Source organism: Streptomyces sp. Y309 (genome assembly GCF_056712025.1).
Genome location: NZ_CM160048.1, coordinates 1098753 through 1119782, shown reverse-complemented (window position 1 = coordinate 1119782; position 21030 = coordinate 1098753). Strand labels below are relative to the sequence as shown.

The 21030-nt window shown below is 71.8% G+C and carries 18 protein-coding genes and 1 pseudogene; 11 read left to right on the top strand and 8 right to left on the bottom strand.

All coding sequences use genetic code 11. The features are described 5' to 3' along the window. Positions 1–50: 50 nt before the first annotated feature. The 4 genes from AC0KTA_RS04020 (at position 51) to AC0KTA_RS04005 (ending at position 2108) form a co-directional block, all read left to right on the top strand. On the top strand, positions 51–476 hold the full coding sequence (locus AC0KTA_RS04020) for a cold-shock protein (protein ID WP_481053695.1): 426 nt from the start codon (positions 51–53) through the stop codon (positions 474–476). A gap of 104 nt (positions 477–580) precedes the next feature. Then, on the top strand, positions 581–940 hold the full coding sequence (locus AC0KTA_RS04015; protein WP_481053694.1) for a GNAT family N-acetyltransferase: 360 nt from the start codon (positions 581–583) through the stop codon (positions 938–940). Beyond that, entirely contained in the window at positions 934–1632 is a 699-nt protein-coding gene (locus AC0KTA_RS04010; protein WP_481053693.1) for an aspartate/glutamate racemase family protein, read from the top strand. Before AC0KTA_RS04015 ends, AC0KTA_RS04010 begins: the two co-directional genes overlap by 7 nt. A gap of 35 nt (positions 1633–1667) precedes the next feature. Then, positions 1668–2108, top strand: coding sequence for a nitroreductase family deazaflavin-dependent oxidoreductase (locus AC0KTA_RS04005; protein WP_481053692.1), 441 nt, complete (start codon positions 1668–1670; stop codon positions 2106–2108). Positions 2109–2656: 548 nt separating this feature from the next. On the opposite strand, the gene AC0KTA_RS04000 is transcribed toward AC0KTA_RS04005, so the two are convergent. Both AC0KTA_RS04000 and gndA read right to left on the bottom strand, forming a co-directional pair. Then, on the bottom strand, positions 2657–3178 hold the full coding sequence (locus tag AC0KTA_RS04000; protein WP_481053691.1) for a hypothetical protein: 522 nt from the start codon (positions 3176–3178) through the stop codon (positions 2657–2659). Between the two features lie 153 nt (positions 3179–3331). Continuing rightward, on the bottom strand, positions 3332–4771 hold the full coding sequence (gene gndA / locus AC0KTA_RS03995) for an NADP-dependent phosphogluconate dehydrogenase (RefSeq protein ID WP_481053690.1): 1440 nt from the start codon (positions 4769–4771) through the stop codon (positions 3332–3334). Between the two features lie 109 nt (positions 4772–4880). Here gndA and AC0KTA_RS03990 point away from each other — a divergent pair, with 109 nt between their 5' ends. The 3 genes and pseudogenes from AC0KTA_RS03990 to AC0KTA_RS03980 all read left to right on the top strand — a co-directional run bounded on the left by AC0KTA_RS03990 (position 4881) and on the right by AC0KTA_RS03980 (position 7323). After that, complete coding sequence (locus AC0KTA_RS03990) at positions 4881–5858, top strand: acetylxylan esterase (protein ID WP_481056301.1); 978 nt, start codon at positions 4881–4883, stop codon at positions 5856–5858. A 151-nt stretch (positions 5859–6009) separates the two neighbouring features. Beyond that, positions 6010–6687: pseudogene (locus AC0KTA_RS03985) on the top strand (transglycosylase family protein); the annotation flags it as partial. 87 nt (positions 6688–6774) lie between these two features. Next, positions 6775–7323 (top strand): M23 family metallopeptidase, encoded by a 549-nt coding sequence (locus AC0KTA_RS03980; protein ID WP_481056300.1) that lies wholly within the window; start codon positions 6775–6777, stop codon positions 7321–7323. 21 nt (positions 7324–7344) lie between these two features. Here the strand turns inward: AC0KTA_RS03980 and AC0KTA_RS03975 are convergent, their stop codons facing one another. Then, positions 7345–8571 carry a DMT family transporter gene (locus AC0KTA_RS03975; RefSeq protein WP_481053689.1) on the bottom strand — a complete coding sequence of 409 codons (1227 nt, stop codon included), beginning with the start codon at positions 8569–8571 and terminating at the stop codon, positions 7345–7347. Positions 8572–8809: 238 nt separating this feature from the next. Here AC0KTA_RS03975 and AC0KTA_RS03970 point away from each other — a divergent pair, with 238 nt between their 5' ends. The 3 genes from AC0KTA_RS03970 to glgC are packed head-to-tail and all read left to right on the top strand — an operon-like array spanning position 8810 to position 12077. Continuing rightward, complete coding sequence (locus AC0KTA_RS03970) at positions 8810–9628, top strand: (2Fe-2S)-binding protein (protein WP_481053688.1); 819 nt, start codon at positions 8810–8812, stop codon at positions 9626–9628. Between the two features lie 36 nt (positions 9629–9664). Continuing rightward, complete coding sequence (gene glgA / locus AC0KTA_RS03965) at positions 9665–10834, top strand: glycogen synthase (RefSeq protein ID WP_481053687.1); 1170 nt, start codon at positions 9665–9667, stop codon at positions 10832–10834. Between the two features lie 22 nt (positions 10835–10856). Further along, positions 10857–12077 (top strand): glucose-1-phosphate adenylyltransferase, encoded by a 1221-nt coding sequence (gene glgC / locus AC0KTA_RS03960; protein WP_481053686.1) that lies wholly within the window; start codon positions 10857–10859, stop codon positions 12075–12077. Positions 12078–12091: 14 nt separating this feature from the next. Here glgC and AC0KTA_RS03955 read toward each other — a convergent pair whose 3' ends face one another. From AC0KTA_RS03955 to AC0KTA_RS03935, 5 genes are all read right to left on the bottom strand, one after another. Beyond that, positions 12092–13084 (bottom strand): ABC transporter permease, encoded by a 993-nt coding sequence (locus tag AC0KTA_RS03955; RefSeq protein ID WP_481053685.1) that lies wholly within the window; start codon positions 13082–13084, stop codon positions 12092–12094. A gap of 29 nt (positions 13085–13113) precedes the next feature. Beyond that, positions 13114–14079: an ABC transporter permease gene (locus AC0KTA_RS03950; RefSeq protein WP_481053684.1), complete on the bottom strand. Its 966-nt coding sequence runs from the start codon at positions 14077–14079 to the stop codon at positions 13114–13116. Then, a complete protein-coding gene (locus AC0KTA_RS03945; protein WP_481053683.1) occupies positions 14072–15670 on the bottom strand; it encodes a sugar ABC transporter ATP-binding protein in 1599 nt (532 codons plus the stop codon). The genes AC0KTA_RS03950 and AC0KTA_RS03945 overlap by 8 nt, the downstream gene beginning before the upstream one ends. A gap of 1 nt (position 15671) precedes the next feature. Then, on the bottom strand, positions 15672–16826 hold the full coding sequence (locus AC0KTA_RS03940; protein ID WP_481053682.1) for an ABC transporter substrate-binding protein: 1155 nt from the start codon (positions 16824–16826) through the stop codon (positions 15672–15674). Positions 16827–16996: 170 nt separating this feature from the next. Next, positions 16997–18010 carry a LacI family DNA-binding transcriptional regulator gene (locus AC0KTA_RS03935; protein WP_481053681.1) on the bottom strand — a complete coding sequence of 338 codons (1014 nt, stop codon included), beginning with the start codon at positions 18008–18010 and terminating at the stop codon, positions 16997–16999. Positions 18011–18192: 182 nt separating this feature from the next. Here AC0KTA_RS03935 and AC0KTA_RS03930 point away from each other — a divergent pair, with 182 nt between their 5' ends. Further along, the gene (locus AC0KTA_RS03930; RefSeq protein ID WP_481053680.1) at positions 18193–20850 is read left to right on the top strand and encodes a PA14 domain-containing protein; all 2658 of its coding nucleotides are present in this window, start codon (positions 18193–18195) and stop codon (positions 20848–20850) included. Positions 20851–21030: the final 180 nt, after the last annotated feature.

Here is a 21030-nt window from a genome sequence, read left to right as displayed (position 1 = left end):
GTCTCACACAGGGTGATGCCGTCGTGTGGTGGCTGTGAGGTGTGGTGGCAATGGACGGGCTGACGGCGGGGAAGGTCCTGCGGTTCGACGAGGTCCGCGGGTACGGATTCATCGCCCCCGAGGTGGGCGACGAGGACGTCTTCATGCACGCGAACGACTTGGTGGACGAGAAGTATCTCTACCAGGAGGGAAGCGAAGTCGAGTTCTTCATGGAGATGGGGGAGAAGGGGCCCAAGGCCTCCCACATCCGCCTGGTCCACCAGTCGAACTCGCATCAACTGCCGCGCGGCGGCCTGGCGGTGCGGTCCGCGCCCGCCCCGGCCGGCGAGCGGACCGCGCCGGCGGCCGACGCGTTCACGCGGGACCTCACGGAGGCCCTGCTGGACTCCGTGGGCTCGCTGACGGGCGATCAGATCAAGCAGGTGCGGGCCTGCGTCGTCGACCTGGCGCGGGCACGGGGCTGGGTCACCTCGTAACGAGCCGGGTCACCTCGTAACGAGACGGGTCAACTCGTAACGAAGCCGGGCAACTCATAGCGGAGCCGGGCCACTTCGAAGAGGAACGGTGCAGAGGAGTGGTGATGATGACCGACACCGGCAGGGACTTCGACATCCGCGACCACCGGGGCGAAGGCGTCCTGAACGCGGAGCGGGGCAGCGAGACCGTCGGGCAGATCGTGTACTTCACGCTCGGCACGCCCCGGCCCGCGCTCGTGCCCGTGCACACCGAGGTGCCGTCGGCCCACGCGGGCCGCGGCATCGCGGGCGCCCTCGCCCGGGAGCTGTACGCGACGGCCGCCCGCGAGGGCCTCGCCGTCGTGCCGCTGTGTCCGTACGTCGCCAAGTGGGCCGAACTCCACCCGGGCGCCGCCCCGGTCCCGTCCGCCCCGCTCGTCGAGGCCGCGCTCGCCAAGGCCAAGGAGGACCCCTCGGCATGGTGACGCTGGCGCTGCTGCACACCTCGACGGTGCACGTCCCCGTCTTCGACGCGCTGCGCGACGCGGACCACCCGGGTCTCGCGCTGCGCCACGCCGTCCACGAGGACCTGCTCGCCCGCGCCCGCGCCGAAGGCCCGGACGCCGTCGCGGACGACGTCCGGGCCGCGCTCGTCGCAGCCGCCGCCGGGGGAGCGGACGCCGTGCTGTGCACCTGCTCGACCATCGGCGGCATCGCCGAGTCCCACGCCGCCGCCGTGGGCGTGCCCGTGCTCCGGGTCGACCGCCCGATGGCGGCCGCGGCGGTGCGGGCGGGCTCGTCCGGCACCGGCACCGGCACCGTCGCCGTCGTCGCCACGGTCGCCTCGACCCTGGAGCCGACCCGCGCCCTGGTGGCGGAGGAGGCCGAGCGCGCCGGCCGCCCCGTCGACGTACGCACCGTCCTGGTCGACGGCGCCTGGGAGCGGTTCGAGGCGGGGGACCGGGAGGCGTTCCTGCGGCTGGTCGTCGACGCCGTCGAGGAGATCGCCGGATCGGCCGACGCCGTCGTCCTCGCGCAGGCGTCCATGGCCGACGCCGCCGACCGCGTGACCGCCGCCGTGCCCGTGCTCGCCAGCCCCCGCACGGGCCTGCGCGCGGCCGCGCGGCTGCGCGGGCCGCGGGAGCCGGAACCGGCCGTGGATCAGCCCCAGGCATGAGGCGGGGAGCCGGTCGCCCGTCCTAGGGTTCGATCATGACCTCACCCGAAGAAGCCGTGATCAGCCCGACGGGCTGGGTGGCCCAACAGGCCCGTCTCTACGAGGAGTCGGGCGGCACCAAGGGCACCACCGTCCAGGGCGCCCCCTGCCTCCTGCTCGACTACCGCGGCCGCCGCACCGGGCAGTGGCGGCGCACCGTCCTCATCTACGGCCGCGACGGCGACGACTACCTGATCGTGGCGTCCAACGGCGGCGCCGACGAGCACCCGCTGTGGTACGTCAACCTGCGCGACGAGCCGGACGTCCGGTTGCGCGTGGGCACCGAGCGGTTCGACGCCCGCGCCGAGACCCTTTCGGCGGAGGACAAGGAACGCGTCTGGCCGCATCTCGTCGAGATCTTCGCCCCGTACGCCGACTACCGGCGCAAGACCAGCCGCGACATCCCCGTCGTCCGCCTCAGCCGCACCAAGGGCTGACCGCGGCCGCCCGCGCCCGCCGATCGCGGCCACCCGCACCGCGAAGACCCGCGCCGCCACGCCTTCGGAGCAGTGGACGCGTGGACTCGCCGAGCGTGGGCACGCGAGGCGGGAGAGAGTGGAAACGGCCGGGGCCCGCCCCCCCCGTCGGCCCCGGCCACGACCCGCCTCCGACCCGCTGGAGGAACCATGACCCACCCGTTCCCCGACCCCGTACCACCGGGACCCACGCCGGGCCCCGGCCCCGGCCCGGGCCCCAAACCGGGCCCGCCGCCCGACCCCGGCGGCCCCCCGCGCCCCGACCCGGACCCCGTGCCGCTGCCGGAACCCCCGCCGTCCCCGGTACCGAAGCCGCCGGGCCCGGACCCCGTGCCGGACCCCGACCCCGAACCGTCACCGATGGGGCGGCCCAGGCCGCTGCGGGGTTAGTGCCCGGGCCACATCCCGCAGGATCGCGCCAGAACCGCCCCCGTAAACGTGTGTGCGCCCGGCCCCTTCCGGGAGGCCGGGCGCACAGTCACGCTGCTGCTCGTCGGGTGGTTCCGCGCTCAGTACTTGGGGTTCTTCTTCCACTTCCCGAAGTGGCAGGTGTCTCCCGTACCCAGCTTGTCGTTCTGGCACACGGCGATGCGGATGCTGTGGAGCTTGTAGGAGGTGATGTAGCGCTTGAGCTTCTTGCTCTCGCCGCCGCCCTGCCGACAGGTGTAGTCATAGAGGCGGCTGTCGCCGGTGATCACCTTGAAGTTGCCGTGCTTCTTGATCTTGAACTGCAGGAAGGTGAAGGCGTCATACCCGTCGCAGCTGGTGTCCTTGACGTAGATCTTGAACGGGCCGGTGCGGTTCTGCCCCTTCCACTTGAAGGTGGCCTGCGCCTTGCCGATCCCACTCTTCTTCGCCGTCACCTTGCCCTTCACCGGCGCCATCACCCGGCTGTCCTCGGCCGAGGCCACGGAGGCGGCACCGGTGGTGTGGGCTCCGGTGGCGGACTGCGCCGCCGCCGTGCTCACGCCGCCGGTCGCGAGCACGGAGGCGGCCCCTATGCCGATGAGGGCCTTTCGAGCGGAGTGCATGTGTGTTCCCCGTTCCGCACCGCAGTTGTGGGGCCGGTGCGCCTTCCCCCTTGATGCGTACACGCTGCCGCGTGCCGGGGAACGGAGGCAGGGCTTTCGGGCAGGGCCGAAACACGCGTCAGGGGAGGCCGTGCGCCTGCGCCGGTCAGCCGGTCACGCCGACACCTCCGAGCGGTCCCCGCCCCACAGCGTGTGGAACGACCCCTCGCGGTCCGTGCGCCGGTAGGTGTGCGCGCCGAAGTAGTCCCGCTGCCCCTGCGTGAGCGCGGCCGGCAGCCGGTCCGCGCGCAGCGCGTCGTAGTACGCGAGGGCCGCGGCGAAGCCCGGTGCGGGCACGCCCTGGCGCGTCGCGGCGACGAGCACCGCACGCCAGTCGTCCTGCGCCTCGCCGATCTCGCGCGCGAAGCCCTCGTCGGCGAGCAGGCTCGGCAGGTCGGCGCGGGCGTCGTACGCGGCGCGGATGCGGTCGAGGAAGGCGGCCCGGATGATGCAGCCGCCGCGCCAGATCGCGGACACCGCGCCCAGGTCGATGTCCCAGCCGTACTCCTCGCTGCCCGCCGCGATCTCGTGGAAGCCCTGCGTGTACGACACGATCTTCGAGGCGTACAGCGCCTGCTCGACCCGGTCGGCGAACGCGGCTGCCTCGTTCTTCGTGAGCGGCTCCGGCTTCGGGCCCGCGAGGCCCCGCGAGGCGTCGCGCAGGTCCTTGTGACCGGACAGCGAGCGGGCGAACACCGCCTCCGCGATGCCCGACACCGGCACGCCCAGGTCGAGGGCGATCTGCACGGTCCAGCGGCCGGTGCCCTTCTGCTCGGCCCGGTCCTGGACGACGTCCACGAACGGCTCGCCGGTCGCGGCGTCGACGTGCGCGAGGACCTCGGCGGTGATCTCGATCAGATACGAGTCGAGGCGGCCGGTGTTCCAGGTGCGGAAGATGTCCGCGATCTCGGCGGGGCGGTATCCGGCCACCTCGCGGAGCAACTGGTACGCCTCGGCGATGAGCTGCATGTCCGCGTACTCGATGCCGTTGTGCACCATCTTCACGAAGTGACCGGCGCCGTCCGGGCCGATGTGCGCCGTGCAGGGGCTGCCGTCCGCGGCCTTCGCGGAGATCTTCTCCAGCATCGGGCCGAGCGCGTCGTACGACTCCTTGGAGCCGCCCGGCATGATGCTCGGGCCGTTCAGCGCGCCCCCCTCGCCGCCGGACACGCCCGTGCCGACGAAGTGGATGCCCCGCTCGCGCAGTTCGCGCTCGCGCCGCCGGGTGTCCGCGAAGTGCGCGTTGCCGCCGTCCACGATCATGTCGCCCGGCTCCAGGAGGGGCGCGAACTCCTTGATGACGGCGTCCGTCGGCTCGCCCGCCTTGACCATGACGACGAGCCGGCGCGGGCGCTCCAGGGCGGCGACGAAGTCCTCGGGGCTCTCCGCGAGGACGAACTCGCCCTCGTCGCCGAACTCGTCCACGAGGGCCCGGGCCTTCGCCGCCGTGCGATTGTGCACCGCGACCGTATAGCCGTTGCGGGCGAAATTCCGGGCGAGGTTGCGCCCCATCACCGCGAGTCCCGTGACACCGATCTGCGCTGAAGCACTCATGCTCTGGCTCCTGAGTTCCTGGGAAATCCGAAGTACCGCATCCGGGCGCCAGTATCACCCCGCGGCGTACCGTGACTTCCCGACACAGCGTCCGAAGGAGGAGCCGCCCGTGCCCCATTTCGACCTGCCTCTGGATGAACTCCGCCGATACCGACCGGAATTGCCGGAGCCGGAGGACTTCGACGCGTTCTGGGAGAAAACCCTTTCGGCGGCCCGCGCCCACGATCTGGATGCCCGGTTCGAGCGCGTCCAGGTGCCGCTCGCGACGGTCGAGGTCTTCGACGTGACGTACGCGGGCTTCGGCGGCCAGCCGGTCAAGGGGTGGCTGCTGGTTCCGGCGGGGGCGGACGGGCCGCTGCCCGCCGTCGTCGAGTACATCGGGTACGGGGGCGGGCGCGGGCTGCCGCACGAGCGGCTGCTGTGGTCGGCGGCCGGGTTCGCGCACTTCGTGATGGACACGCGGGGGCAGGGCGCCGGCGGCACGGGAGCGGGCGATACCCCGGACCCGGTGGGCAGCGGCCCGGCGCACCCCGGGTACATGACGCGCGGCATCGACGACCCGCACGACTACTACTACCGGCGCGTTTTCACCGACGCCGTGCGCGCCGTGGAGGCCGCGCGCGCCCACCCGCTGGTGGATGCCGCGCGCGTCGCCGCGGTCGGCGGCAGCCAGGGCGGCGGCATCACGCTGGCCGTCGGCGGGCTGGTGCCCGACCTCGCGGCGATCGCCCCCGACGTGCCGTTCCTGTGCGACTTCCCGCGCGCCACGACGCTCTCCGGCCGCCTGCCGTACCGGGAGATCGGCCACTACCTGCGGACCCGGCGCGGCCTCGAGGCGCGCGTGTTCGAGACCCTTTCCTACTTCGACGGCGTGCACTTCGCCGCCCGCGGGCGTGCGCCCGCGCTCTTCTCGGCGGCGCTGGAGGACGAAACCTGCCCGCCCTCGACCGTTTTCGCGGCATTCAATGCCTATGCGGGGTCGGAAAGGTCGATGGAGGTGTACTCCTTCAACGACCATGAGGGCGGCGGTGCTTATCAGAAGGATGTGCAACTCCGGTGGCTTCCGGGGCATTTGAGGGACCGCTGAAGAACCGGCGCACAACCGGCTCGCCGGTGACCGGTTCAACTCCCTTTCGGCGTCCCGCTCTTGTCACAGCCATGGCCGACCGGCTAGCTTGCGGGCTTGTCCTGTGGCTGACGCGTGACCAATAGTCTGACGTGTGTCTGAGGGGGCTTTCATGGCCTTACGAGGTCGGCATCGCCGGTACCAGCCGAGCCGGATCAACCGTGCCTCGCTCACGGTCACGGCGGGCGGCGCCGGAATCGCCCTCCCGCTGATGTCCGCGGGCACGGGCCACGCCGCGGACGCGGACACCTGGAACAAGGTCGCGGCCTGCGAGTCCACCAACAACTGGAGCATCAACACCGGCAACGGCTTCTACGGCGGTCTCCAGTTCACCCAGTCCACCTGGGAGGCCTACGGCGGCACGGCCTACGCCCCGCGCGCCGACCTCGCCACCAGGGACCAGCAGATCGCCGTCGCCGAGAAGGTCCTCGACGGGCAGGGACCCGGGGCCTGGCCGGTGTGCTCCGAGCGCGCCGGCCTCACCCGCGGCGGCGACAGCCCCGACATCAGGCCCGCCGAAGCGCCGCAGACGCAGAAGTCGACCGGCGCGGCGAAGACCGACGGCGCGCCGAAGACGCCCAAGCGCACGGTGCGGGACGTCAAGCCCGAAGTGACGCCGCAGTCCACCGCGGGCACCGCCCGGATGTACACGGTCGTCCGCGGCGACACCCTCTCCGGCATCGCCGAGGAGCGCCGCGTCCAGGGCGGCTGGCCGCAGTTGTACGAGAACAACCGCCGCACCATCGGCGGCGACCCGGACTTCATCTCGCCGGGGCAGCGGCTCTCGCTGCGCGGCGCGGAGAAGGGCAAGGAGCCCGCGCGCCCGCCGGAGCGCCGCACCCCGCCCGAGCGCGAGAAGCGCCCGGAGAAGCGGCCCGTGCAGCACGACCAGAAGAAGCCCGAGCACAAGCCCGAGCGGACGCGTCCCCCGGCCAAGGAGGCCAAGCCCGCCCCCAAGCCCAAGCCGAAGCGCGACACCGCGCCCGCCGGCCGGCAGCGGGCCGAGGCCACCGGGTCGTCGGCGGGGGCGACCGCGCCGGTCGCGGCCTCCATCGGCACGCCGTACCACGCGACGGGCAGCTCCTGGTCGAAGGGCTACCACACGGGCGTCGACTTCCCGGTGCCCACCGGCACCTCCGTGAAGGCGGTCGCCGCGGGCACCGTCGTCTCGTCGGGCTGGGGCGGCAGTTACGGCTACGAAGTCGTCATCCGCCACGCCGACGGCAGGTACTCGCAGTACGGCCATCTGTCGGCGCTCACGGTGAAGGCCGGGCAGAAGGTCGGCGCGGGCCAGCGCATCGCCCGCTCCGGCTCGACGGGCAACAGCTCGGGCCCGCACCTGCACTTCGAGATCCGCACCGGCCCGGGCTTCGGCTCGGACATCGACCCACTCGCCTACCTGCGGGCACGCGGCGTCCGTATTTGAACCGTATGTGAACCGATCCGTTCAGGACACGCTGTGTTCGTGCGCAGGGCGTGCCAGTGGCGCACGCGAGAACGCCGTCTTCACCGTCGGCTGCAGCGGCAGCCCCGCCAGGCAGTCGGTCACCAGTTGCTGTTCCGGCGCGGGCTGTTCTCCGGCCCGTGGGCGGCTGCCGGGTTCGACCGACGGGCGCTCGTCGTGGACGGGTCTGCGCTGCTCGGCGACCTGGGCGTCCTCGGCGGTGCGGGCGGCGGACGACGCGGCGGCGACATCCCGGGCGTCGACACCGGCAGGGCCGTTGAGCCCGTTGAGCTCGTCGAGAGCACCGACGCCTTCGATGGTCAGGGCCTGCGCCCCCGTCCCTGCGGGCTGTTCGGCGGCCGCCTCAGCCGTCGCGGCGGGCGCGTCCGTCGCGCGCCCGGCGCCGATACGTTCCGTCGTCAGCAGGATGAGACCGCCCGCCGCGACGACACCGCAGGTGAGCGCGACCGCTGTGCCCGTCGCGCCGTAGCGGAAGGATTCGCCGAACAGGGTGAGCCCGACCGCGGCCGCGATCACCGGGTTCACGACGGTCACCGCGGACAGCGGCGCCGCGAGACCCGCGCCGCGGTAGGAGGCCTGGGAGAGCAGCAGCCCGCTCACGGCGAGGACCGCGATGACCGCGAGGCTCGGCACCTGCCGCATGAGCGGCTCGTGCGCGTCCCAGTCCACCGCGACCGTCTTGGTGAACACCGAGGAGATGCCGAACGCGATGCCCGCCGCCGTGGCGAGCAGCATGCTGCGCACCGCCGGCTGCCGGTGGGCGGCGTGCGCGAGCAACATCAGCGTCACCACCGCGGCGCCGGTGCCGACCGCGAGCAGGACGCGCTCGGTGTCGGCGAGCGACTGCGAGGCGGTGGCCTGTGTCAGCGAGAGCAGCCCCGCGAGACCGACCGTCGCCATGATGGCGCCGCGCCACGCGGTCGCCCCGGCCCGGCGGCGTACGAACATCGCGGCCATCGGCAGCGCGAACACGATGGTGAGGGCGCCCAGCGGCTGCACCACGCTCAGCGGGCCGAAGGCCAGCGCGACGACGTGCAGGAGACCGCCCAGGCCGTTGAGGACGACCGCGACCCACCAGGCGCCGTTGCGCAGTGGCGCGTACTGCTGTTCCGCGGTCTTCGCCGCCACCTGCTCCTGGATGATCGCGCCGCCGGCGTAGGCCACGGCGGAGACCAGGGAGAGCAGGACGGACAGCGCGAGGGCGCTCATGAGGTGCTCCCCGGCGCGTGGCACGACCGGTGGGTGCGGTCGTGGGGGTCCCTGTGCATCCGGTGCGTCCGGTGCGGCGAGCGGTCGGCTTCCATGTTCACCACAATGTCGCGCGCAGCGCTCCAAGTCGTCGTCCCTGAGCAGTCAATCCGTCCTACTACCGATGGAGTACGACCACCTCCACGTCCTCCCCAGGTCTGGTTGCCCCTGCTGACCAGTGTCCTGCTGTACTGCTGCGATGACCACTGAAGCGCGGGGCATCGACTGGGAGACCGTGGCGTCCGTCGGGGGCTTCTTCGCCGTGAGGACGGGCGAGGTCGGAGAAACGCCTGGTGAGGGCCATGTGTCGTTGGCACGTGTCTACGAAGGCGACGACTCGGTTGCGAAGAGTGACAGCTCGCATACTCGATGTGACGAGAGTCGCGACCCGCTGGCCTCCCACGTCGCCCGTGACCCGCTGGCCTTTCGCGTCGCCAAGGTCGGCGCCCGCCTCGGCGCCCCCGAGGTCCGCGTCGCCGCGTCCGTGGCGCAGCTCGGCCTCGCCGCCCGGCTGTGGTCCCTCGCGCTCGGCCCGGCCGCGCTGTTCGGGCGGGTGCCCGACCTGGACCCGGCGCTGCTGCTGTGGGACGCGGACGGCACCTCGCCGGACGACCTGTGGCTCACCGGCGGGCGCACCTACCCGGCCGACGCCGCCCGCATCCACGACGTCGTACAGAACCGCCACCTCGCGCCGCTCGCCCGCGCCTTGCACGCCCGCTACCGGATCTCCCCGGCCCTCCTGCGCGGCAACGCGGGCTCGGCCCTCGCCGGCGCCGCCCGCGAGCTGCACGCCTGGGCCGCGCGCACCGGGAGGACCGACGTGGGGGAGCGGGCCCTCGCCCTCGCCGCCGCACTCTTCGCCCAGCCCGCGCTGAACTCCACCGGAACCCTCGACGGGACCGCCTTCCGGCGCCGGAGCTGCTGCCTCTACTACCGCTGTCCGAACGGCGGCCTGTGCGGCGACTGCTGTTTCGACCGGCCGCCGCAGCGGTCTTCCCACGAAGCGGCGTCTGGGTGAGCATGAGGGAGCCGGCCGACGAGGGGGGCTCCGCTCGTGAAAGTGGGACTGCTCACCCGCGAGTACCCGCCGGACGTCTACGGCGGCGCGGGCGTCCATGTCGAGTTCCTTGCACGGGAGTTGGGCGCCCTCACCGAGCTTGACGTGCACTGCTGGGGCGAGGGCGCGGCCGACGGTGTCGTTCGCCACCGCGCCTGGGCCGACCTCGACACCGCCAACGACGCGCTGCGCACCCTGTCCGTGGACCTGTCCATGGCCGCCGCGCTCGACGGCCGCGACCTGGTCCACACCCACACCTGGTACGCCAATCTCGCCGGCCACGTCGGCAAGCTCCTCTACGGCATCCCGCACGTCATGACCTCGCACTCGCTGGAGCCGCTGCGCCCCTGGAAGGCCGAGCAACTCGGCGGCGGATACGCCCTGTCGAGCTGGGCCGAGCGCACCGCCGTCGAGGCCGCCGACGCCGTCATCGCCGTCTCCCACGGCATGCGCGAGGACATCCTCGGCTGCTACCCGGCCGTCGACCCGGCGAAGGTGCACGTCGTCCACAACGGCATCGACACCGACCTGTACCGGCCCGACCCCGGCACCAGCGCCCTGCACCGCCACGGCATCGACACCGGCCGCCCCTACGTCCTCTTCGTCGGCCGCATCACCCGCCAGAAGGGCGTGCCCCACCTGCTGCGCGCCGCGCGCCGGCTGGACCCGGGGATCCAGCTCGTGCTGTGCGCGGGCGCCCCCGACACCCCCGAGATCGACCGGGAGTTCCGCACCCTCTTCGAGGAACTGAACCGCGCACGCGACGGGGTCACCTGGATCCCGCGCATGCTGCCGCGCCCTGAGGTCGTCCAACTCCTCACCCACGCCGCGGCGTTCGTGTGCCCTTCGGTGTACGAGCCGCTGGGCATCGTGAACCTGGAGGCGATGGCCTGCGGCACCGCCGTCGTCGCCTCCCGCGTCGGCGGCATCCCGGAGGTCGTCTCGGACGGCACCACGGGCCTGCTCGCGCCGTACGACGCCGGTGCGCCGGAGCGATTCGAGCACGACCTCGCGGTGCTCCTGAACCACCTGGCCGCCGACCCGCGCCGGGCGGGCGCGATGGGAGCGGCCGGACGGCACCGCGCGGTACGCGAGTTCGGCTGGGACACGGTGGCGCGGCGCACCGTCGACGTGTACGAGGGCGTCATGGAGTTACGCAAGAACTGACGGACAGCGGCAGGGGGCGGCCATGCGCGGTGGACCTTCGGTGCTCGGGATCGTTCTGGCGGGCGGGGAGGGCAAACGCCTGATGCCGCTCACGGCCGACCGGGCGAAACCCGCGGTGACCTTCGGCGGGACGTACCGCCTCGTCGACTTCGTGCTCTCCAACCTCGTCAACGGCGACATCCTGCGCGTCTGCGTCCTCACCCAGTACAAGTCGCACTCGCTGGACCGGCACGTCTCCACCACCTGGCGGATGTCCAGCCTGCTCGGCAACTACGTCACGCCCGTCCCCGCCCAGCAGCGCCTCGGCCCGCGCTGGTACCTGGGGAGCGCCGACGCCATCCTGCAGTCCCTGAACCTCGTGCACGACGAACAGCCCGACTACATCGCGGTGTTCGGCGCCGACCACGTCTACCGCATGGACCCGCGCCACATGCTGGCCCGGCACATCGAGTCCGGCGCGGGCGTCACGGTCGCCGGGATCCGGGTGCCGCGCGCGGACGCCGCCCAGTTCGGGATCATCACCCCGGCCGGGGACGGCACCCGCGTGGAGAGCTTCCTGGAGAAACCGACCGCACCGCCCGGCCTGCCCGGCTCGCCGAACCAGGTGCTCGCCTCCATGGGCAACTACATCTTCACGACCAAGGCGCTCGTCGACGCGCTGCAACGGGACGCCGAGGACCAGGACTCCGTGCACGACATGGGCGGCTCGATCCTGCCGTCCCTCACCGAGCGCGGCGTCGCGCAGGTCTACGACTTCGCCGACAACCACGTCCCCGGCGAGACCGCCCGCGACCACGGCTACTGGCGCGACGTCGGCACCCTGGACGCGTACTACGAAGCGCACATGGACCTGATCTCCGACCAGCCCGTCTTCAACCTCGACAACCACCGCTGGCCCATCTACACCCACCCCGGCCAGCTCCCGCCCGCCAAGTTCTGCGCGGGCGGCATCGCGAGCGAGTCCGTCGTCAGCCCCGGCTGCGTCATCCGCGGCCAGGTCACCCGCTCCGTCCTGTCGCCCGGGGTGAGCGTCGGCTCGGGCGCCGTCGTCCAGGGCTCGGTGCTGCACGACAACGTCCGCGTCGGCCGCGGCGCGGTGGTGCGCGGCGCCGTCCTCGACAAGAACGTCGACGTCCCGCCCGGCGCCACGATCGGCGTGAACCCGGAGCGGGACGAGGAGCTGTACACGGTGTCGAAGGGCGGCGTGATCGCGCTGGGGAAGGGACAGGACGTACCGATGTAGTACGGGACGTACGGCTACAGCACCCGGCGTCTGCGCCCCAGCCACGTCTGCGCGACCACGACCACCGCCAGGAAGCCGCCGCTGACGACCTGTTGGTAGGCGGAGTCCAGGGAGCCGATCTGGTTGATGACGTTCTGGATGACCTTCAGGAGCAGGACGCCGACGAGCGAGCCGCCGAGGAAGCCGAAGCCGCCGGACAGGAGCGTGCCGCCGATGACGACGGCGGAGATCGCCTCCAGCTCCATGCCGGAGCCGAGGATGGTCACACCGGACGCGAGCCAGGCCGCGTTGAGCGCGCCCGCGAGGCCCGCGCACAGGCCGGACAGGGTGTAGACGGCCGTCTTCGTGCGGGCCACGGGCGCGCCCATCAGCGCCGCCGCGTCCTCGTTGCCGCCGACCGCGTACACGTACTGCCCGAAGCGGCTGCGCCGCAGCACGACGGCACCGGCCACGAACAGGCCCACCGTGATCCACACCGGTGTGCCGATGCCGAGCAGCTTGCCCTGGCCGAGCGTCGCGAAGAACGAGTCCTTGTCGACGAGATACGTCTTCGAGCCCTCGTCCGTGACGGCGAGCAGGATGCCGCGCGCGCCGAGCAGCGCCGCCAGCGTCACGATGAACGGGGCGAGCCGGGAGCGGGCGATCAGCAGGCCGTTCACGAGACCGATGAGCCCGCACACCGCGAGCGGAAGCAGCAGCGCCACCGCCGAGCCGTACTGCGAGCCCCACGCGGCGAGCACGCCGCCGAGTGCGAACGTCGAGCCCACCGACAGGTCGATGCCGCCCGTGACGATCACGAACGTCATGCCGAGCGCGACGACGGCCAGGAACGCCGAGGACACCGCCATGTTCTGCATGTTGTCGGCCGTCATGAACGTGTCGAAGGACAGCCAGGCCGCGAGGACGGCGATCACCAGGGTGACCAGGGCGCCGTGCTGCTGGGCCAGCGCGCTGAGGCGCTCCGAGCGCGTCGCGCCGAGCGGCTCGTCCTCCGTGACGGTGCTCATGGGCCGCACCGGACTCTCCGTGCCGACCGTCATCGCTTCCCCCTCTCGCGTGCCGTGTACACGGCCAGGACGATCACCACGGCCTGCGCGATCTGCGTCCACGACGGCGACACGTCGTGCTTGATGAGCGTGGCCGTGAGCAATTGGATGAGGACGGCGCCCGCCACCGTGCCGCCGACGCGCACGCGCCCGCCGCTGAGCGGGGTGCCGCCGACGACGACCGCGGTGATCGCGGACAGCTCCATCAGATTGCCGAGCGACGTCGGGTCGCTCGCGGTCAGGCGCGCGGTCGCCAGGACGCCCGCGATCGCGGCCAGGGCGCCCGAGCACACGTACACGAGGACGAGCACCCGCCGCACCGGCAGCCCGGCGAGCCTGGCCGCCGGGCGGCTGTCGCCGATCGCCAGGAGCTGGCGGCCGAAGGTCGTGCGGCGTACGACGAACGCGACGAGCAGCGCGAGCGCCACCGCGATAAGGACCAGGTAGGGGACGCCGAGCAGGTCGCCGGAGCCGAGCGAGGCCATGGTCGGGTCGCGGACGTCCTTGAGCTGGGGGAGCAGGACCTGGGCGAGGCCCCGGCCCGCCACCATCAGGGCGAGCGTGGCGACGATCGGCTGGACGCCGATGAAGGCGATCAGCGCCCCGTTCGCCACGCCGACCGCGATCCCGCCGAGCACGGCGACGAGCAGCGCGATCCACATGCCGTAGCCGAGATACAGCGAGAGCAGAGACGTGGAGAGCGCCATCACCGAGCCGACGGACAGGTCCACGCCCTCGCTGCCGATGGCGAGCGCCATGCCGAGCGCCACGATCAGGACGGGCGCCACTTGGACGGCCTGGGTGCGGAAGTTCTCGGCGGACAGGAAGTGCGGGGTGAAGGCGATGTTCACCAGGAGCAGGACGGCGACGCCCAGATGGACGCCGTAGTCCTGGAGCAGCCGCAGGAGGCGGTCGCGGTCGAGGCGGGTCCGGTCGCCGAGGCCGATGTCAGTCATCGTCACCTCCAGGCGTGGCGGCGGTGGCGGTCGTGGCTTGTGTGGCGGGCGTGGCCGCGATCGCGCGCATCAGGCGGTCCTCCGTGACGGCGTCACCGGTGAGTTCCTCGACGACCGCGCCGTCCTTGAGGACCACCACGCGGTCGCTGCCCTCGATCAGCTCCTCCACGTCGGAGGAGATCAGAAGCACGCCGAGCCCGTCGCCGGCCAGCTCGTCGATGAGCTTCTGCACCTCGGCCTTGGCGCCGACGTCGATGCCGCGCGTCGGCTCGTCCAGGAGCAGCACCTTCGGGTTCATGGCGAGCCAGCGGGCGAGGAGCACCTTCTGCTGGTTGCCGCCGGAGAGTTCGCCGACCTTCTGGTGCGGCCCCGACGCTTTGATGCGCAGGCGCTTCATGAAGGTGTCGACGACGCGGTCGACGCGCGCTTCGTCGACCAGGCCGAAGCGGGACAGGCCCGGCAGCGCGGCGAGCGCGATGTTCTCGCGGACGGAAAGACCCGGCACGATGCCCTCGGCTTTGCGGTCCTCCGGCAGCAGGCCGACCCCGGCGCGGATGGCGGCGGGCGTGGAGCCGGTGCGCACCGGCACCCCGGCGACCACCACCCGGCCCGAGTCCGGCGGCAGCGCCCCGGCGATGGCCTTCGCGGTCTCGCTGCGGCCCGAGCCGAGCAGCCCGCCGAGCCCGACGACCTCCCCGGGCCGGATCGTCAGGGACACCCCGTCGAGCTGATGCCGGGCCGTCAACTCGCTTGCTTCAAGGACGGGTTGGGACTCGGTGTCGTGGCTCCCGCTGAATTTCGTCAGACCCTCTTCGCGTACGTCGCCGACCTCCCGGCCGAGCATCAGTGCGACCAGACGCAGCCGGTCGAGCTCGGCGATGGGGCCGGTGTGCACCGCCTTGCCGTCCCGCAGCACGGTGACGGTGTCGCACACCTCGTACAGCTCGTCGAGGCGGTGGCTGACGTAGATCACCGCGATGCCGCGCCCGCGCAGCATCCGGATCACGTCGAACAGCGTGGCCACCTCGCGCGGTTCGAGGGACGACGTCGGCTCGTCCATGATGACGACGCGCGCGTCGACCGACACCGCGCGGGCCAACGCCACCATCTGCTGGGCGCCGACGCCGAGTTCACGCAACGGGCGGCGCACGTCGACGCGTACGCCGAGGCCGCGCAGGGCCTCCTCCGCCTCGCGGTGCATACGGCGGAAGTCGATCAGGCCGAGGCGGCCGCGCGGCTCGCGGCCGAGGAAGAGATTGCGGGCCACGCTCATCAGCGGGACCAGGTTGACTTCCTGGTAGATGGTGGAGATGCCCGCGTGCTGGGCCTGGAGGGGCGTGGCGAAGCGGACGGCCGCGCCGTCGTACCGCACCTCGCCCTCGCTCGGCTGGTACACGCCGGTGAGGACCTTGATGAGGGTGGACTTCCCGGCGCCGTTCTCCCCGATCAGCGCGTGCACCTCGCCCGCGCGGGCCGTGAAGTCGACGCCGTCCAGGGCGCGTACGCCCGGGAAGGACTTGCCGAGCCCCGACACCGACAGGACGGCGGAGCCGGTCGCCGACGGCACGGCGGAGTTCGTCACCGGCGGCACGTCAGTACGCCTTGCCGAGGTCCGACTCCGCGTTGTCCTTGGTGTAGGCGCTGTCCTTGATAACGATGTCGCGCGCGACCTTGCCGCCCTTGGTGAAGGTGTCCAGGGTCTGGAAGGCGAGCGGTCCGAAGCGCGGGTTGGACTCGACGACGCCGTCGATCCAGCCGTCGACGATGCCGCGGACGGCGTTCTTGGTGCCGTCGATGGTCACGATCTTCACGTCGCCGGCCTTCTTGCCCGCGCCCTTGAGCGCGCCGACCGCGCCGAGGCCCATCTCGTCGTTCTCGGCGTAGATCCCGTCGATGCCCGGCTTGGACTGGATCAGCTGCTCGGTGACCTGCTGGCCCTTCTCCCGCGCAAACTCACCGGTCTGCTTGAAGACAACTTTCAGGTCCGGGGCCTTCTTCTTGACCTGCTGCTCGAATCCCTTGGTGCGGTCGGTGGTGACGTTGTTGCCCGCCGCGCCGAGCAGGATCGCGATCTCGCCCTTGCCGCCCGTCGCCGCGATCATGCGGTCGGCGGCGCGCCGGCCCTGCTCGACGAAGTCGGAGCCGATGAAGCTCACGTAGTCCTTGCAGGGAGCCGCGTTGATCTTGCGGTCGATGGTGACGATCGGGATGTGCGCGGCCTTGGCCTGGCGGAGCACCGGCTCCCAGCCGTCGGAGTTCAGCGGGGCGACGACCAGCAGGTCGGCGCCCTTGGCGATGAGGTCCTGGACATCGCTGATCTGCTTGGAGAACTGCGACTGGGCGTTCGCCGTCAGGAGTCGCACGCCGCGCTTCTTCGCCTCGGCCTTGATGGAGGCGGTCTCGGCGATCCGGAACGGGTTGGCCTCCTTCTCGGACTGCGAGAAACCCACGGTCGCGGACTTCAGGTCCAGCTTCTTGGCGCCGTAGTCACCGATCACGCAGGTCTCGGCGCCGACGCCCGGCGAGGAGACGACCTGCCCGGCGTCGCCCTCGGCGGCACCGGACTTGGAGTCCCCGGATCCGTCGGAGTCGTCCTCCGACTTGGCGCATCCAGTGGCGGCGAGCGCGAGGCTCGCGGCGAGGCCGACGGCGAGCAGGGTGCCGGCCGAGGCGCGGCGCGAAGTACGGCCTGGAGTACGGCCCCAAGTACGGCCCGAGGTACGGCGAAGGAAGATGTTCGGCTTCATGGAGTCCCCAAACGGCACGGCCCCGGCGCACACTGAGAGCGCTCACGGGAAGAACGGGTTTGCGGTCAACTCAGCGGTACGGGGAGCTTTTTACATCGTTGAAAGAAGGCTGTAAACCCTCCGCGCACGCCGCCGGTCGGCCGAGCTGTCCCGCGAGCGGGGCCCGCGATTCACCGCCGCCCGAGCGTGCTCTCCCGCTCCACCAGCCGGAATTCCGCGGTGAGTTCCTGCCCTTCGGGCTCCCCGGCCCCCTCCAGGCTGCGCAGCAGCGAGGCCACCGCGAGCCGCGCGATGGCCTGCTTGTCCGGCGCGATCGTCGTCAGCGTCACCGCGCCGAACTGCCCCTCCGCGATGTCGTCGAAGCCGACCACCGCCACGTCCCACGGCACCCTCAGGCCCCGCTCGTGCAGCACCCGCATCGCGCCGATCGCGACCAGGTCGTTGTACGCGAACACCGCGTCCGGCCGCACCCCGGAGTCCAGCATCCGCGCCATCGCCTGCGCGCCGTCGTCCCTGTTCCAGCCGCCGACCGCGCCGACCAGGGACTCCGGCGCGGGGATGCCGGCCTCGGCCAGCTCGGCGCGCCAGCCCTGAAGGCGCAGGTGGGCGGGGCGGTTGGCGGAGTCCGTGCGGGCGCCGAGGTAGGCGATGGAGCCGCGGCCGCGGCCGATGAGGTGGCGTACCGCGACGCGCGCGGCGGCGACGTTGTCGATCGCGATGTGCGGGTGGGGCAGGTCGTACTCGCGCTCGCCGAGCAGGACGAGGGGCACGTCGTCGTCGCGGCTGCGGAGGTCCTCCGACTCCAGCTCCAGCGGGCTGAGGATCAAGCCGTCGATGACGCGGGCCCGGAAGCCCTGGCTGACCAGGATCTCCTGCTCGCGGTCGCCGCGGGTGTGGTCGAGCAGGACGGTGAAGTCGTGCTCGGCGGCGGCGTCGATGACGGCTCCGGCCAGCTCCGCGAAGTACGGGTTGCCGAGCTCGGGGACGGCGAGCGCGATGATGCCGGTGCGGCCCTTGCGCAGATGACGGGCCGTCAAGTTCGGGCGGTAGCCCAGTTCGTCGATGGCCTGCTGCACACGGGCCCGCATCGCCGGGGTGACGTGCTGGTACTTGTTCACCACGTTCGAGACGGTCTTGATGGAGACGCCCGCGCGCTCCGCGACATCCTTGAGGCTCACCCGCACGTGCCACTCCTCGCGTCGATGGGTGCCCCGGCGGCCGGGGCCGTTCTGGCATGTCGGCCGCGACCCTGGACAGCGCGCCGGAGCCGTGCTGTCATGCCAACTGCCGTTTCTTCCAACGTTGTACAGACTCGTTGTACCGACTGGAGCGACGAGCCGCCACCCTTCCTCGACAAGGAGGATCCGTGCGCCCTAGACGATCAGGAACGCTCCGGCACCAACTGGCCCTGCTGCTCAGCGTCGCCCTCGTGTTCACCGGCCTCGCCGCCGCGTCCACCGCGACGGCGGCGGGGGACGAGGCACCGGCCCCGCGCGTCCAGGCCCCCGAAGTCCACGGCCTGAAGGGCGAGTACTACACCCAGTCCGCCCCCGGCGCCTTCGACTTCCACGAGCTCAAGGCCACCGGCTTCGACCGGAACATCGACTTCGACACCCTCGAACCCCGGCTGAACTTCGCCACCGGGAAGTCCGACGACGCCACGGTCCGCTGGACCGGCAAGGTCGTCCCGGAGAAGTCCGGCGCCCACACCTTCTCCATGATCGGCGACAACGGCTTCCGGCTGTGGGTCGACGGCAAGCTCGCCATCGACCACTGGGTCGACGACTGGGACCGCGAACAGACCGCGCAGCCCGTCGAGTTGACCGCAGGAAAGGCCTACGACCTCAAGGTCGAGTACTTCGAGCACTACGGCGGCTCCAACCTCCACCTGCGCTGGACCGAGCCCGGCGGCACCAAGGAAGCCGTCCCCCAGTCCGCCTTCCGCCTCCCCGACGGCTTCGACTACGACGGCGCGACCTCCGCCGCCGTGCAGCAGGACGGCCGCGCCCTGAAGCTGGAGTTCGTCCAGGAACTCGCCGCACCCCCGGCCGGACTCACCGACCACATCGAGGCGGTCATCGGCGGCGCCAAGTGGCCCTTGCATTCAGCCAAGTTGGACCCGGCCGACCCGCGCGCCCTGCTCGTCACCCTCGAGCAGCCCGTCGTCGGCAACAAGACCGGCACCGCCCGCGGCACGGCCGACCTGCGCTACGACGGCAAGGGCGGCCTGGCCGGCGCCGACGGCAAGCACGTCGGCGCGTTCTGGAGCAGCGGCCCCAACGAGTCGACGTACGAACTGCGCACCAAGTGGGCCGACGACGTCGGCCCCGGCAACGCGCTGCCCGAGTACCCGCGCCCGCAGCTCAAGCGCCCCGACTGGCGCAATCTGAACGGCAGTTGGCAGTTCGCCGCCGCCAAGGCGGGGGAGCGGCCGCCGGTCGGCAAGAAGCTCAAGGAGAAGATCCTCGTCCCCTACCCGGTCGAGTCCCAGCTCTCCGGACTCCAGCGGCACGAGGACCGCATGTGGTACCGGCGCACCTTCACCGTGCCCGCGGACTGGCAGGTCGGCGACGCCGAGAACGGCCGCCGGCTCAAGCTGAACTTCGGCGCCGTCGACTGGCACGCGAAGGTGTACGTCAACGGCACCGAGGTCGCCGACCACAAGGGCGGCTACGACAAGTTCAGTGCCGACGTCACCGACGCTCTGAAGCCCGGCAGGACCCAGGAACTCATTGTCGGCGTCCACGACCCCACCGACTCACCGAGCGGCGAGAACCCGCCTGTCGGCAAGCAGCGCCTGGACCCGTCCGGCATCTGGTACACCCCGTCGTCCGGCATCTGGCAGACGGTGTGGATGGAACCGGTCGCCCGCGACCACGCCGAATCCCTGAAGATCACCCCCGACGTCGGCACCAAGCAGGTCACCGTCGAGCCCAAAGGCGTCCGCGCGGGCGTGCCCGTACGGGCAGCGGCGTACGAAGGGAAGCAGAAGGTCGCCGAGGCGAGCGGCCGCACCGGCAAGCCGCTGAAGCTCACGCTGAAGAAGCCGCACCTGTGGTCGCCCGACGATCCCTTCCTGTACGACCTGAAGGTCACCGTCGGCGGCACCAAGCGCGTGGACCGGCTGCAGAGCTACTTCGGCATGCGCTCCATCGCCGTCGAGAAGATCGACGGCACCCCGCGCACCGTCCTCAACGGCAAGCCCGTCTTCCTGATGGCCACCCTCGACCAGGGCTTCTGGCCCGACGGCCTGCACACCGCGCCCACCGACGAGGCCCTCGCGTACGACCTGAAGATGCACAAGGAGATGGGCTTCAACTCGGTCCGCAAACACATCAAGGTGGAGCCCGACCGGTGGTTCTACTGGGCGGACCGGCTGGGCCTGATGGTGTGGCAGGACATGCCGTCCATGCGGTCGGACCGCAACCCGAGCGCCGCCGCCCGGGCCCAGTTCGAGCACGAGATGAAGCAGATGATCGACGAGCACGCGAACAGCCCGTCCATCGTCATGTGGGTCACCTTCAACGAGGGCTGGGGCCAGTACGACATGGGCCGCGTCGCCGAGCAGGCCAAGGCCTGGGACCCCACGCGCCTCGTCAACGGCATGTCCGGGCTCAACCTCGGGGCCGACGGCGGCAAGGGCGACATCATGGACGAGCACGGCTATCCCAGCCCCGCGCTGCCACCGTCACCGGACGGCAGACGCGCCCTGATCAACGGCGAGTACGGCGGCCTCGGACTCGCGGTGCCCGGCCACGCCTGGTCCGTCCAGCAGAGCTACGTCGACGTGGACCCGGCGAAGTACACGGAGGAGTACCTCACCAAGCTGCGCGAGGTGCGCGCCCTCGCCTGCAAGGGTGGCAACGGCGCCGTGTACACCCAGATCTCCGATGTGGAAGGGGAGTTGAACGGACTGCTCACGTATGACCGCGCCGTCGTCAAGCCCGATGTGCCCCGGCTGCGCGCCGCGCACGAGTCCCTGATCAAGGACGCCTCGCAGGCGCCTGTGCGGGGCTGCGCCTGAAGGGCCTGAGTGTGTGACGGCCTGACGGATCGATGCGCTCCGGTTCGTCCTCCCTGCGGGGCGGGCCGGGGCGCGTCGCCGTACCCCGGCAGCGGGTGCGGACCTTGTCGGGGCGCCCCCGTCGCCACCCCGTCGCGACCCTTGACGAGTACACGCAGGCGGCCGAAGAATGGGCGCGCC